A 14,581-nucleotide genomic window follows, 5' to 3' on the forward strand; every position below is an offset into this window, starting at 1 on the left:
CGTATTTGCCAACTGGCACAAACATTCTTCGATGCGCCCGGCAACTGGCGAACGACGGCGCACGGCACCTGTCTGAACCATCGGACCGGCATTGCCCGTGCAGGCCCATTCCATCACTGGCGCTGAGGATGTTGTATGGACCACGAAGTAGACGGCAAAACCCCCGGCCTCTCGGCCGATGAAGAGCGCGAGATTGATGAGAACCAGCCGCCCCGCGCGGCGGTGTTGCATGAAACTATCCGTATTCAGGGCGACCACGAGCTGGAGCGCAGCATTGCGGCCCTGTGGTGGTCGGCACTCGCCGCCGGGCTGACCATGGGTCTGTCGCTGATGGCGATGGGGTTGTTCAAGTCACGACTGGAAGGCATACCCGGCAGTCATGTGATCAGCAGCCTGGGGTATTCGGCGGGATTTCTTGCGGTCATCCTGGCGCGTCAGCAATTGTTCACTGAAAACACCATTACTGCCGTGCTGCCCGTCATGAGCAAGCTGAATCTGGCCAACATCGGCCGGTTGTTCCGGCTATGGGGAGTGGTTCTGGCGGGCAATCTGGCGGGAACGCTGCTGGTGGCCTACGTCATGCTCAATCTGCCGATTTTCGATACCAGCACAGACAAGGCGTTTCTGGAGATTGGCCACAAGGTCATGGAAAACGACGTCAGTCAGATGTTCTCCAAGGGCATCGTGTCCGGCTGGATGATCGCCACCATGGTCTGGATGATTGCATCCATGGAAAAGGCCAAGATCGCCATTATCATTCTGATTACCTACCTCATGGCGCTCGGGGATTTCACGCACATTGTCGTGGGCTCGGCCGAAGTGTCTTATCTGGTATTTGCCGGAGAACTGGGCTGGAAAGATTTCTGGTTTACCTTTGCCGGTCCTACACTGGCGGGCAATATCATCGGGGGCAGTTTCATTTTTGCATTGATCAGCCACGCACAGATCCGTAGCGAAAAGGATACGACTGCCAAACTGGAGCGCGATCGCCGTAACAAGGCAGAAAAGAAACGGCTTGAAAAGGAGCAGCAGACGCTCAAGGACGCCGATTCCAGAATGCAGAACGACATATGATCCCCATCATTAAACTTTCTTTCAGAAAACGCGGCAGCTTTTAAAGGCAGAATGAGTTTTTGAACGCACTTATTCAGGCAGGGACCATGACCCGAATTCTGGCAATCGAAGATGATGCCATCACAGCGAAGGAAATCGTGACCGAACTCAGCAGCCACGGGCTGGAAGTGGACTGGGTGGATAACGGCCGTGACGGTCTGGCGCGTGCAGTGAGTGGCGACTATGACCTTATTACGCTGGACCGCATGCTGCCGGAGATGGATGGTCTGACCATCGTCACCCATCTGCGCGCCCAAGGCATCTCCACGCCGATTCTGATGATCAGCGCGCTCTCCGACGTGGACGAGCGCGTGCGCGGGCTGCGTGCAGGCGGCGACGATTACCTGCCCAAGCCCTTTGCTTCCGATGAAATGGCGGCGCGAGTCGAAGTGCTGCTGCGACGCAGCAACCCGGTCAGCGCCGCCAAGACGGTGTTGCAGGTTGCTGATCTGGAACTGAACCTGATCACCCGTGAAGCCTGTCGTGGTGGTGAACCGCTGACCCTGCTGCCCACCGAGTTCAAATTGCTGGAATTCCTCATGCGCAACAGCGGACAGATCATTACACGCATGATGATTTTCCAGGAAGTCTGGGGCTACCACTTTGATCCGGGCACCAACCTGATCGATGTACATATCGGTCGTCTGCGCAAGAAGATAGACCAACCTGGCACCGCACAACTGATCCAGACCGTGCGAGGTTCAGGTTATGTTATTGCCGAACCCGTCTAAGGGCTGGCGATCTTCTACAAGCCGATTATTGGCGCTGTACAGCTCCCTGTTCGTCGCCTGGAGCGTGATGCTGCTGGGCGTTCTCTACTGGGAGGTCAACTCCTACCTGGACACCCTCGCCCGCCAGTCACTGACTCACCGCCAGCAATTGTTCTCACGGTTTGAAGGTCAGGCACTGGTCGATGCGCTGGCCACCAGTATGACGTTCGATACGCGCGCGGTAGATGCCTACGGCCTGTTCGACCAGAACTTCCGTCCGGTGGCAGGCCCCATCACCAGCGTGCCGAAAAACCTGCCCATCGACGGTCAGATCCATGTGCTGACCGACTGCATCGAATCGGATGATCCGGGCCTGCCGCAGGGCAGTTGTGATGCGATAGTCAATCGAACGTCCGACGGCCGCTGGCTGGTACTGGTGCGCGAGAACGGCTCGCTGCTTGCCGTCAGCACGCTGATTCTGCACGCGTTGCTGTGGGGCATCTCGCTGACCATTATTCCAGGGGTCGCTGGCTGGCATCTGTTGCGCCGCCGCCCTTTGCGCCGCATACGCGCCATTCAGGCCAGCGCAGAATCGATCATCGCCGGTGACATGGCGGGTCGGCTGCCGGTATCGAACAGGCGAGACGAGCTGGACATGCTGGCGGTAATCGTCAACGCCATGCTCGACCGCATCGAAAAGCTCATGAACGAGGTCAAGGGCGTTTGCGACAACATCGCCCATGATCTGCGCACCCCCCTGACACGGCTGCGCGCCCAGCTCTATCGCATTCAGCAGCAATCAGCACACGACTCGCCCCATGCCACCCAGATTGCCCAGGTGATCAGCGAAGCAGACACGCTGATGGCGCGTTTCCGGGGACTGCTGCGCATTTCGGAGCTGGAAGACCGTCAACGACGCTCGGCGTTCGTCGAGCTGGAGCTGCGACCACTGCTGCAGGAACTCCATGATTTCTACCTGCCGCTGGCCGAAGAAGATCAGATCACACTGTTGCTGGACCTGCACGACACGCTGCCCACTCTGGTGGGCGACCGCGCCCTGCTGTTTGAGGCGCTGACCAACCTGCTGGGCAATGCGATCAAGTTCACCCCTTCCGGCGGAGTTGTTAAAATCAGCGCCTACCCCGCCAGCGACGGCAGCACGCCGTGCATCGAGGTTCAGGATTCAGGGCCTGGCATCCCCGTCGCCGAGCGCGCAGCGGTCTTCCAGCGCTTCTATCGCAGTGAAACCGGCACCGAGCAGAGCGGCTTCGGCCTTGGTCTGTCGGTCGTAGCCGCTATCGTCAATCTGCATGGCTTTACGCTGCAGATAGGCACCAGCGAATATGGCGGCGCAAGCCTACTACTGGAATGTCGCACCGTGCATGCCTTGGCGTAACAGCAAAGCCACTACCCCTTCCCATATAACACCGGCGTGCCTGCTTTTTGACGAGCTTGAAGCGTCTGGACCAGTGGTTTCAGCAGTTTTGATATTAATCTGACGCGGATTGCCAAGCACCAAATTGTAACAACATGTTACAAGATTGGAGTTTGCTTGACCGTTTCAGCGCGCACAAGTTTCCTCCAATAGTTACGCCTTTCTGGCTGAATAACGCGTTTTTCTCCGACAAATCCCCACATCGGGCAAATGATGACTCCCTTGGCGGGCAGACAAAATGTGAACGGTTAGACATTTTTATGACGTCAGTACCTTGTCGGCCAGCTGGCGCTGCGCTATCTATACCGGGCAGCCAGGTTCCTGCTGCACCGTTTGCGCTGCACCCAAAATAATAACTCACCGGATTTCGCCATTAACCAGGCGAGGCTTTGACAGGGCTGCCAAAGCAGAGAACGCTGCACTAACTTGTTGGATCAACATCGGCTGGGAGGCTGTTATGGGCGCACAATCAAAGATTTTAAGCGTGGGCAAGTACAAGGTTTATACCGAGACTTACTGGAAAGGCAGCGACGCCAAAACCATCTTGCTGGTCAACGGTGCGTTATCGACCACCGGCTCTTTCGGACAGACCGTCAAGTACCTGCAACCGCACTACAACCTCGTGTTATTCGACCTGCCGTTTTCGGGGCAATCCCGAGCGCACAACTCGGATGACATGATTGTCAGCAAGGAAGATGAGGTTTATATCCTCCTGCAGTTGATCGATCTCTACCAGGTCAATCACCTGCTATCGGTATCCTGGGGCGGTGTCTCGGCCTTGCTGGCCCTTGCCCAGTGCCCACCTTCCGTGGAGAAGGCAATCATCAGCTCGTTCTCGCCGGTTCTCAACGAGGCCATGCTCGACTACATCGACAACGCTCAGATCTACTTGGCCGCTCGCGAGAAGCGCAAGATCGGCTCGTTGCTTAACGACACGGTGGGCAAGTACCTGCCGCGCCTGTTTAAACTCTATAACTACAAGCATCTGATCAGCCTTGCCGAACACGAATACCGTCAGATCGACTTTCACATCAGCCAGATTCGCACACTAAGCGCCAGTAACTACGTCGAGCGTTTCTCCTCGATCAAGATTCCAGTGCTGTTTATCAACGGTGAAAAAGATGAATACACCACCGTTGAAGATGCGCGCATGTTTTCCAACTACATCGCCAAAAGCAGTTTCAACGTCGTTCCGGACACGGGGCACTTTCTGGACCTGGAAAGCAAGGCAGCATGGCATCACTCGCAGAGAACCGCACTGACGTTCCTGGGCACCGAAGCCACTCAACAGGTATGGCCCAGCGTCACCGCGATGGCCTGAAACACGCTCGCCTGCGCCCGGAAAGCTCTGTGGTCTTTCCGGCGTGACGCTGTGTTTTTCGGGTGTTGGCTTCTTTGATCGGGCAGTGCTATCCGTTGATGATTTTTCCCTTTGCAACGTTCTTGCGTGGGTACTGCCGTGGTTCCGGAAACCTCCGGCCATTGCACGCCACAAACGTTCGGTCCGGCCTTGTGCCGGGATTCATCTTGCTACTCTCGCTCAGCGCCTGCTCCGCAGGGAAACCCGCGGAAAAGGCGCTGGTGCGAGTCGAGGTGCAGCCAGCTGCCTTGTTGAACCTCTCCAGCTACGTGGCGCTGACAGGCGATATCCAGGCGCGCAAAGTGACCGAGCAGTCGTTTCGCGTGTCGGGCAAGCTGGTCAAACGGTATGTGGATATCGGGGACCGGGTGCGTGCCGGGCAAGTGCTTGCCAGACTGGACCCGCGAGAACAGCAAACCGAGCTGGCGTCGATCCGTGCCGAACTGGCCATGCGGCAGTCGCGGTTATACCTCGCCGAACAAAATTTTCAGCGTCAGCAATTGCTGCTGCCCAAGGGCTATACCAACCTCAGTGAATACCAGAAGGCACGCGCCGACCTTGAAAGCGCGCGCGGGGATCTGGCGGCGCTGCAAGCCCGGCTGGCGAGCGCGCTTGAACGGGTCGGTTACACCGAACTGCTGGCAGCAGCGGATGGCGTCATCACCGCACGACATGCCGAAGAAGGCCAGGTGGTCCAGGCTACCACGCCGGTGTTCAGTGTCGCCCATGATGGAAAACGCGAGGCGGTGTTTTCCACGTACGAAGCGCTGCTGCTACCGAATCAGACCGGTGCCACGGTGACTGTCAGCCCACTCGATCAGCCTGACACTCAGTTGACTGGCATCATCAGGGAAATCACGCCCATCGTTTCCGCCGCAAGCGGCACGTTGCAAGTGCGTGTGTCGCTGCCGGACGGAACCGTCGCACCGGCACTGGGCTCGGTGGTCAGTGCACGCTTGCAGACCCAGTCGCAGCAGGCGTTCGCCCTGCCCTGGTCGGCGCTGAGTCGCGCGCGGGGTCAACCGGTGGTCTGGGTGGTGGATACTCAGGCCAGGGTCAGACTGACTCGGGTAAACGTGCTGCGCTACGAGCAGGGTCAGGTGATCGTTTCCGAGGGACTGTCCGAGGGCGACCGGGTGGTTTCTCGAGGGCTGCAGTTCCTCTACCCTGGGCAGCAGGTCGAGGTGGCCGAGCAGGTACCCGTCGAAACGGCCGTCTCACTGGCGTCATCGGCATCTGCACCATGAACGCCCCGTCCGCAGAACCACGACCGGCATACTCCTTGCGGCTGCTCTACCTCCTGATCATGGCGCTGCCGGGCTGCCGCGACAAACCGCTCCGCGAACCTGTCGAGCGTCCCGTGCTGTTCACCGAGATTGCCGATCGGCGCAGCGCCCCTTATGCCCGTTTCGCCGGAGTCATCCAGACACAAGCCGGTGTCAACGGCATCCAGCCCGGACAGAAAATCCGCATGTCGCGAGAGGCCAGTTTGTGAAGGAGCGCTTCAATCTGTCGGCCTGGGGGCTCAGGCATCGCACGCTGGTCTGGTACATGATGTTCGTTTCACTGTTGATGGGCAGTGGGTCGTTCCTCAATCTGGGCCGTGAGGAAGACCCTTCCTTCGCAATCAAGACCATGGTCATTCAGGCGCGCTGGCCGGGTGCGACGCTGCCCGATACCTTGCAACAGGTCACCGACCGACTGGAAAAGAAGCTAGAAGAAATCGACGCGCTGGATTACGTGAAAAGCTACACGCTGGCCGGTGAATCGACGCTTTTTGTCTTCCTGAAAAGCGAGACCCGCAGCGCCGACATCCCGGCAGCCTGGTATCAGGTACGCAAGAAGATCAGCGATGTACGCAGCGAACTGCCCAGCGGCATTCAGGGCCCTGCCTTCAACGACGAATTTGGCGACGTGTTCGGCAGTATCTATGCATTCACCGCTGACGGCCTGTCCTTTAGACAGTTGCGCGATTACGTCGAGCAAGTGCGCGCCGATATCCGTAGCGTGCCCAACCTTGGCAAGATCGAGCTGCTCGGTGCCCAACGCGAAGTCATTTATCTGAACTTCTCCATCCGCAAGCTCGCAGCGCTGGGCATCGACCAGCGCCAGGTACTGCAAAGTCTCCAGGCGCAAAATTCGGTGACGCCCGCAGGCGTGATGGAGGCAGGCCCGGAACGTATTGCGGTGCGGGCCAGCGGTCAGTTCAGCAGTGAAAAAGACCTTGAGGTGGTCAACCTGCGTGTTGGCGAGCGGTTCTTTCGCCTCAGCGACCTGGCGACCATCGAACGCCGCTACGCCGACCCGCCCTCTTCGCTGTTTCGCTTCAATGGCCAGCCGGCCATCGGTCTTGCTGTGGCCATGAAGCAAGGCGGCAATATTCAGGCATTCGGCACACAATTGCAGCAGCGTATCGACGACCTGACCACCGGGTTGCCGCTGGGCATCGATGTCCACCTGGTGTCCAGTCAGGCCGACGTGGTTGAAAAAGCGATCGGTGGTTTCACTCATGCGCTCTTTGAAGCGATCCTGATCGTGCTGGTCGTGAGCTTCATCAGTCTCGGCATTCGCGCCGGTCTGGTGGTGGCCTGTTCAATTCCGCTGGTTCTGGCGCTGGTCTTCGTGTTCATGGAATACAGCGGCATCACCATGCAGCGCATTTCGCTTGGCGCCCTGATCATTGCGCTGGGTCTGTTGGTGGATGACGCAATGATCACCGTCGAAATGATGGTGACACGGCTGGAGAGCGGCGATTCGTTGCCGCAGGCCGCGACCTTCGCTTATACCTCGACGGCATTTCCGATGCTGACCGGTACGCTGGTCACCGTTGCCGGGTTCGTGCCCATCGGCCTGAACTCCAGCTCCGCAGGTGAGTACGTGTTCACCATGTTCGCGGTGATTGCTGTGGCGCTGTTGCTGTCCTGGCTGGTGGCAGTCCTGTTTGCGCCACTGATTGGCGTGCACATCCTCAAAGCGTCGGCACAACACGCCGCACCGGGCCGCTGGATGCGTGGCTTCAGCCGCTTGCTGGTCAAGGCCCTTGAGCACCGCTGGTGGATAATCGGTATAACCCTGCTGATGTTCATCGGGTCGCTGTTCGCAGGCCGATTGCTGCAGAACCAGTTCTTTCCGGACTCCGACCGTCCGGAAATTCTGGTGGACATTTACATGCCACAAAACGGCTCCATCGAAGGCACACGCCAGACCATGGATCGCTTTGAAGCAGCGCTCAAGAATGATCCTGATGTGCTGCGCTGGAGTTCCTACGTTGGAAAAGGTGCGGTGCGTTTTTACCTGCCGCTGGATCAGCAACTGAGCAATCCGTTTTACGGACAATTGGTGATCGTCAGTCAGGGTGGCGAAGCGCGTGATCGCTTGATCGAGCGTCTGCGTCAGCGCTTTCGTAACGACTATGTCGGCGTGGGTGGCTACGTCCAGCCATTGAACATGGGGCCGCCGGTGGGCTGGCCGGTGCAATACCGGGTCAGCGGCCCGGACATCGAGCAGGTGCGCAGCCAGGCCATGGCGCTGGCCGCCATTCTCGACGCCAACCCCGATATCGGCCAGGTCATCTATGACTGGAACGAGCCGGGCAAGGTGTTGAAGATTGATATTGCGCAGGACAAGGTTCGTCAGTTCGGCCTGTCTTCCGAAGACGTGGCGCAAATTCTCAACAGCGTGGTCAGCGGTACAACCATTACCCAGGTGCGCGACAGTACGTATCTGGTCGACGTGATTGCACGCGCAGACAATGACGAGCGCAGCTCGGTGCAGAGCCTTGGTAACCTGCAGATCCCGATACCCAACGGTACGAGCGTGCCACTGATGGCGTTCGCCACGCTCAGCTACGAGCAGGAACAGCCACTGGTCTGGCGCCGCGACAGGCTGGCGACCATTACCCTTAAAGCCAGCGTGCTTGGCACATTGCAACCGGCAGCTCTGGTCAGGCAATTGCAGCCTGACGTCGATGCCTTCAGCGCTCGTTTACCGCCGCGTTACTCGGTCGCCACCGGCGGCGCGGTCGAGGCCAGCGCACGCTCGCAAGGGCCGATATTGAAGGTTGTGCCATTGATGCTGCTGTTGGTGGTGAGCTTTTTGATGATCCAGTTGCACAGCGTGAAAAAGCTTCTGCTGGTGGTCAGCGTGGTGCCGCTCGGGCTGATTGGCGTGGTCGCTGCATTACTGATTTCCGGCTATCCGCTGGGCTTTGTCGCGATTCTTGGCGTGCTGGCACTGATCGGGATCATCATCCGCAACTCGGTCATTCTGGTAACGCAGATTGATGAATTCATTGCGGCGGGTGAGAGTGCCTGGACATCGGTGGTCAAGGCCACCGAACATCGCTGCCGCCCCATTCTGCTGACCGCAGCTGCCGCCAGTCTGGGCATGATCCCGATTGCCCGCGAGGTATTCTGGGGCCCGATGGCCATCGCCATGATTGGCGGTATCGGCATCGCCACCCTGCTGACGCTGTTTTTTCTGCCTGCGCTGTACATGGTCAGCTACCGGATCAAACCGCCTGCGGCCTAGCAGGTCAGATTTCGGTTGGCAGAAAATCAAACAATGCCTGTGGGGCCTCGACCAACAACATGTTCTTCAGCGGATCCGGGCATTCAAGCGCCCGGAACTGCTCGACCACACTGGCGTAGCCGATCTCTTGCTCGTGCTGGGTGTGTGGCCAGTCGCTGCCCCATACCAACCGGCGCGGACCGAAGCTTTGCAACAGCAGAGGCAATGCAGAGCGAGCGAATGCCGCATTCTGTTCGACACTGCCGCCGAGGCGGTAGATTGCCGAAATTTTCATCCACAACTGCCCGCTCAACCCCAGCTCCAGCAATGCCTGGAACGCTGGATCATCGACACCGGAGCGCGAATCGGGCCGACCGAAATGATCGATTACAATCTTGCAACCGAAAGGCAGCAACTGTCGGATCAACCCCGGCAAGTCCGCAACTTCACGGTGCAATTCCACATGCCAGCCCAGCGTCCAGATGTGCTTGAACAACACTTTCCATTCAGGTGCAGCGAAGTCCGGCAGCGCCTTGCCGATCAGATTCAGGCGAATACCGACAATGCCCAACCCGGCCATACGCTGCAAGGCACCCCGACTGAAATCGGTGTCCACCACCGCCACACCGCGTAATCGATCCGGGGCCTGCGCCAGAGCGTCAAGCAGAAACCGGTTATCGGTACCGAGGAAACTGGGCTGTACCAGCACGCCATGGCTCAAGCCATGCTCATGCAGATTGGCCAGGTACGCTTGCACCGTAGCGTCGTAGTCAGGGCTGTAACGTCTTCCTGATGTCAGACTCAAATCCTTGCTGAAGACATGGGCATGAGCATCAATGCCCAGGATTGGCGTACTACAGGAATCGATCATGGGTTTCGTCTGTAAGTCAGCGCGGTGCCGTAACACCGCAGGTGAAAGGGTACTCATGCCTACCGCGCCGTGCCCCCGTCCAGCGGTTCAACAGCGACCGGCGTAGCTTCAAGATTGCGCCCGCGGGTTTCCGGCAGGCACAAAGCAGCCACCATGGCCACGCCGTAGGCAATACCGGCATCGATACCGATGGCGGTGCCCAACGACATCGACTCGCTCATGTGGCCCACCAGAAACGGGAACACTGCGGACAATACGCGCCCGAAGTTGTAGCAAAAGCCAACCCCTGCCCCACGTACGTCCGCCGGGTACAGTTCGTTGAAGAAAGAACCGAGGCTGGCCGGAATGCCAGCGGCGAAGAACCCCAGCGGGAAGCCGAGAAACAGCATTTGCGTGTTGGTCAGCGGCAGCATCAGGTAGCACTGCACAGTGACCACGCAGCACAGCGCGAACAGCATGATGTTCTTGCGTCGGCCAATGCGGTCGATCAACAGGCCGCTGCACACACAGCCGCACCAGAACGCAACGATTATGACGGCCAGGTAGCCACCGGAGCTGAGCACTGAAAGGTTGCGCTCGGTCTTGAGAAAGGTCGGCAGCCAGGTCATGACCGCGTGATAACCGCCGTGAGCACCCAGGCCCAGCAAGCCGCCGAGCAAGGTGACGCGCAGCAGCTCGGGACGAAAGATTCCGGCCATCGACTTGAAGAAGTTGCCCTTTGGTGCAGCGCTTTTCTGCATGCGCTGGAAGCTGTCCGGCTCTTCGACGTTGCGTCGCACCCAGATAATCATCAGTGCGGGCAGCAGGCCGACGAAGAACATCACCCGCCAGGCAATATCCTCCGGCACAAACGAATAAATCAGGGTGAACAGCACTACCGCCAGTCCCCAGCCAACGGCCCAGGCGCTTTGCACCGTCGCCATGACCTTGCCGCGATAGCGGGACTGGATCGTCTCGGCCATCAATACCGCGCCCGCCGCCCACTCACCGCCGATGCCAAAGCCCTGCAGCGCCTTGACGATCAGCAACTGATTGAAACCGGTCACAAAGGCAGACAGAAAGGTGAAGAAGGAAAACCACAGGATCATCCATTGCAGCGTACGGACCCGGCCATAACGGTCGGACAAGGTTCCGCCCACCCAGCCACCCAAGGCAGACGTCACCAGCGTCACCGCGCTGATCAATCCGGCATCGCCTTTACTCAGGGCAAACGCAGCGATCAGGGCAGGAATGGCCAGACCGAACATCTGCACTTCCAGGGCGTCCAGCGACCAGCCGCCAAAACAGGCCCAGAAGGTCTTGCGCTCCTTGGGGGTGACTTCGCGATACCAGTTGAACATGGCTTCCTATCCTTATCAGCGTTGAATGAGTCGAGGTGATTGCAGCGCGCTCAGCGAATTTCCACGCTATAGCGGAAATGGCTGGCATGACCACGCGAACGTCGCCACTCCAGTGGTTCACCGGCGTAATTGCGCGCCAGACGCTCGATGACCACGACCGGGCTGTCAGCCGATATCTGCAGCAACCGGCCATATACCTCGTTGACCGCTTCGGCGGTCAGGCTCTCTTGCGCGTAGGCCACAACCTGGCCGCAGACGTCTTCATAGATCGGATAGAGCAATGGCCCCTTAGTATCGAGGTCCAGATCCAGCAGAGCCTGGAACCGAACCCGTGGCAGCCAGATTTCTTCGGCCAGCACCGGCTGGCTGTCCAGCAATCGAAGACGGATCATGCGAATGACCGGCCCGCCAGCAATCAGGCCCAGTGCCTGACTGACCGATGAAGGCGCAGCCACAGGCTCGATCGACAAAATCCGGCTCTCCGGTACGCGGCGTTCGCCCGCTTCGGTCTGAAAACGGAAAAAGCGGAACAACGAGGACTGAAACTGCGCACGACGAATGAACGTGCCACGCCCCTGCTGGCGCTCCAGGATGTTGTCGCTGACCAGCAGATCAATGGCCTTGCGCACGGTGCCGGTGGACAGGCAATACTCGGCGGAAAGTGCCGCCTCAGTAGGGATGGCTTCTCCCGGCCGCCAACGATTATTGGCAATCTGTTCAGCCAGGCTATCGCGCAAGCGCTGGTAAAGCGGTAAACGTTCGTCGCTGGAGAGCTTGTTCATTGTTGTAGTTATCCAGTCATATATATGAATTTTCGAAAAGAGTATTCCTCTGCAGCAGGCGCACGTCAATAGCAGCGAACGTCCTGATAGCCAGCGGACGCTGCTCATCATTATTTCCGGAAATATCCTGTATCAACTCGCGGCACCTACTTAATCCGTGGCAAAACCGTTAGCCTGCTTGCCATCAGTAAAAACCCGCCTGCCACATGCGCTTCGCGTTTGTCAGGCATACGTTCAAGCGAGACTCTTCATGCCCCACCCGTCCCGATCCACGCATAACGCTGTGGCCATGACCCCGGCCATGGTCACGCTGTTCGCCTTCTGCTGCGGCGCAATTGTGGCCAACATTTACTACGCGCAGCCGATCATCGAGCTGATTGCACCGGACATCGGGCTGTCGAGCACGGCGGCCAGCCTGATCGTTTCGTTGACGCAGATCGGTTATGCGCTGGGGCTGTTCTTTCTAGTGCCACTGGGCGATCTGCTGGAAAACCGCAGATTGATGCTGGTAACGACTGCTGTGGCCGTTCTCAGCCTGTTGGGTGCCGCGTTTGCCGAACAGCCGAATCTGTTTCTGCTGGTGTCGCTGCTGGTGGGTTTCAGTTCAGTGTCGGTGCAGATGCTGATCCCGCTGGCCGCGCACCTGGCTCCGGAAGAATCCCGTGGCCGGGTGGTGGGCGGCATCATGGGTGGATTGCTGCTGGGGATTCTGCTGGCGCGACCGATTGCCAGTCTGGTGGCTGACCATTTCGGCTGGCGGGCCGTGTTCGGCTCGGCGGCTGTGGTGATGATCGGCATCAGTGTGGTGCTGGCAACCACCATGCCCAGACGTGTTCCGGATCATCGCGCATCCTACGGCCAGTTGCTGCTCTCGCTCTGGACACTGTTGCGTACCCAGCCGGTGCTGCGCCAGCGTGCCTTCTATCAAGCGTGCATGTTCGCGACCTTCAGCCTGTTCTGGACCGCCGTCCCCCTGGAACTGTCACGCAATCACGGCCTGTCGCAAAGCCAGATCGCGATCTTTGCCCTGATCGGCGCAATTGGTGCAATTGCGGCCCCCATCAGCGGCCGTCTGGCAGATGCCGGCCACACTCGCATCGCGTCTTTGGGCGCACTTCTGTTCGGGGCATTGAGCTTTCTTCCGGGTCTTGTTCACCCTGTCTACAGCGTGACAGGCCTGGCGGTAACGGGCGTGGTGCTGGATTTCTGCGTGCAGACCAGCATGGTGTTGGGCCAGCGCACCGTCTATGCATTGGATGCCTCAAGCCGTAGCCGGCTCAACGCGCTGTACATGACCAGCATTTTCATCGGCGGCGCGATTGGCTCGGCAGTCGCCAGCCCTTTGTTTGATCATGGTGGCTGGACCTGGGTGCTGATCGCAGGTACGGCGCTGCCACTGACTGCCTTGCTGGCGCTGCTCAGGGATCGATCCAGGCAGAATGCCTAAACCCTGCACTTTGTAACTGATTTGCAGGATAATGCCGCGGCGATGGCATGGCCCATCGCCCTTCCAGCTCTCTCGCACCTCAAGGCTCGCGTATCCGGCACCTCTGGATCTGCGCGATTGAACACGGATTTTACAGACGCCTCATTCCAAGGCCCCCAATCCGCCGACACTGCTTTTCAAGCGCATCGGCACGCACTTGCGCAACCCGAACAAGGCAAAACAGCAATGGACGCAGCACCACGAACAAGCAAAATTTCCGCGATTTTCGCCAGGATATCACTCGGCATCAGCGGCATGATCGGGGTTATCTGGAGCATCTTCACCTACCTTTTCCCGGACCCGGCCGTTCTCGGCCTCAGTATTGACTTCATCAACTGGAAGACACTGGTCATTATCGTCAGCACCGGTATGGTGATAAGCGGGCTGTACATCGCAATCATGGCCAGAAAGCTTCCATCGCCGCTCAAGCTCGGCGTCTGGCTGGCACTGGCACTGTTTCTCTGCGCGGTGTTCTTCAAACTGGGCGGCGAATACGCTAAACCTTCGGTCGATTTCGCCCGCGGTCAAACGCTGTTCACCGAGAATGAAAGCGCCAACCTGTTCGGCAAACGCTCCGAGACCGTCGACAACGTGAGTATGGAGTTGCTGGGTTGTGACCAGAATGGGCAGTCGCCTACCTGCATGCTGGAGCTGACCAACAAGAGTGCAGACCGCGACTTCCGCTTCCTGAACCCGATCAGCCTGTTCGAAGAAACCGGCGGCGCGCTGGGCCTTTCGCAACTGCGTGTCGGCGATGCGAAATACGATCGCTGGGACAGCTTCCAGTTGATCCGTAACGTCCCTACCCGCGTGACGCTGATCTTTGAAGCAGCCAAGGGCCGGGTCAAGCAATCACCCGCTTTGAAGCTGAGCTTCCGTGATCGCGAGAACAAGGACAACGTGCTCAAGTTCAACGAGGTCAAGGTCAATTAAGTAGCAAAGAAGGTGCGTCGTCTTCTTGGGTATGACGACGCA

At 58.6% G+C, this 14,581-nt stretch carries 11 protein-coding genes and 1 pseudogene; 9 read left to right on the forward strand and 3 right to left on the reverse strand.

Translation table 11 applies throughout. The annotated features are described in order from the left end of the window. Positions 1-135: 135 nt before the first annotated feature. The 7 genes and pseudogenes from MME58_RS16020 (at position 136) to MME58_RS16050 (ending at position 9,148) form a co-directional block, all read left to right on the forward strand. On the forward strand, positions 136-1,074 hold the full coding sequence (locus MME58_RS16020; protein WP_054985454.1) for a formate/nitrite transporter family protein: 939 nt from the start codon (positions 136-138) through the stop codon (positions 1,072-1,074). Positions 1,075-1,160: 86 nt separating this feature from the next. Then, a complete protein-coding gene (locus tag MME58_RS16025; protein WP_003371891.1) occupies positions 1,161-1,844 on the forward strand; it encodes a response regulator transcription factor in 684 nt (227 codons plus the stop codon). After that, on the forward strand, positions 1,822-3,219 hold the full coding sequence (locus MME58_RS16030; RefSeq protein WP_054985453.1) for a sensor histidine kinase: 1,398 nt from the start codon (positions 1,822-1,824) through the stop codon (positions 3,217-3,219). The genes MME58_RS16025 and MME58_RS16030 overlap by 23 nt, the downstream gene beginning before the upstream one ends. A gap of 496 nt (positions 3,220-3,715) precedes the next feature. Next, positions 3,716-4,579: an alpha/beta fold hydrolase gene (locus tag MME58_RS16035; protein WP_054985452.1), complete on the forward strand. Its 864-nt coding sequence runs from the start codon at positions 3,716-3,718 to the stop codon at positions 4,577-4,579. 98 nt (positions 4,580-4,677) lie between these two features. After that, positions 4,678-5,865, forward strand: a complete 1,188-nt coding sequence (locus tag MME58_RS16040) for an efflux RND transporter periplasmic adaptor subunit (RefSeq protein ID WP_054985473.1) — start codon at positions 4,678-4,680, stop codon at positions 5,863-5,865. After that, positions 5,862-6,050 (forward strand): annotated as a pseudogene (locus tag MME58_RS16045) (efflux RND transporter periplasmic adaptor subunit); the annotation flags it as partial. The gene MME58_RS16040 and the pseudogene MME58_RS16045, both read left to right, overlap by 4 nt. A gap of 59 nt (positions 6,051-6,109) precedes the next feature. After that, entirely contained in the window at positions 6,110-9,148 is a 3,039-nt protein-coding gene (locus MME58_RS16050; protein ID WP_055006150.1) for an efflux RND transporter permease subunit, read from the forward strand. A gap of 4 nt (positions 9,149-9,152) precedes the next feature. Here MME58_RS16050 and MME58_RS16055 read toward each other — a convergent pair whose 3' ends face one another. From MME58_RS16055 to MME58_RS16065, 3 genes are read right to left on the reverse strand one after another with little or no spacing between them, the layout of a single operon-like run. Beyond that, complete coding sequence (locus tag MME58_RS16055) at positions 9,153-9,998, reverse strand: amidohydrolase family protein (RefSeq protein ID WP_054985449.1); 846 nt, start codon at positions 9,996-9,998, stop codon at positions 9,153-9,155. Positions 9,999-10,057: 59 nt separating this feature from the next. Next, positions 10,058-11,338: an MFS transporter gene (locus MME58_RS16060; protein ID WP_054985448.1), complete on the reverse strand. Its 1,281-nt coding sequence runs from the start codon at positions 11,336-11,338 to the stop codon at positions 10,058-10,060. Positions 11,339-11,388: 50 nt separating this feature from the next. After that, entirely contained in the window at positions 11,389-12,120 is a 732-nt protein-coding gene (locus MME58_RS16065) for a GntR family transcriptional regulator (RefSeq protein ID WP_055006149.1), read from the reverse strand. A 250-nt stretch (positions 12,121-12,370) separates the two neighbouring features. Here MME58_RS16065 and MME58_RS16070 point away from each other — a divergent pair, with 250 nt between their 5' ends. Next, entirely contained in the window at positions 12,371-13,567 is a 1,197-nt protein-coding gene (locus MME58_RS16070; RefSeq protein ID WP_055006148.1) for an MFS transporter, read from the forward strand. A gap of 225 nt (positions 13,568-13,792) precedes the next feature. Next, complete coding sequence (locus MME58_RS16075; protein WP_054985445.1) at positions 13,793-14,539, forward strand: hypothetical protein; 747 nt, start codon at positions 13,793-13,795, stop codon at positions 14,537-14,539. Positions 14,540-14,581 lie beyond the last annotated feature (42 nt).

It is taken from the genome of Pseudomonas syringae pv. tagetis (assembly GCF_022557255.1).
Taxonomy (GTDB): Bacteria; Pseudomonadota; Gammaproteobacteria; order Pseudomonadales; family Pseudomonadaceae; genus Aquipseudomonas; species Aquipseudomonas caricapapayae.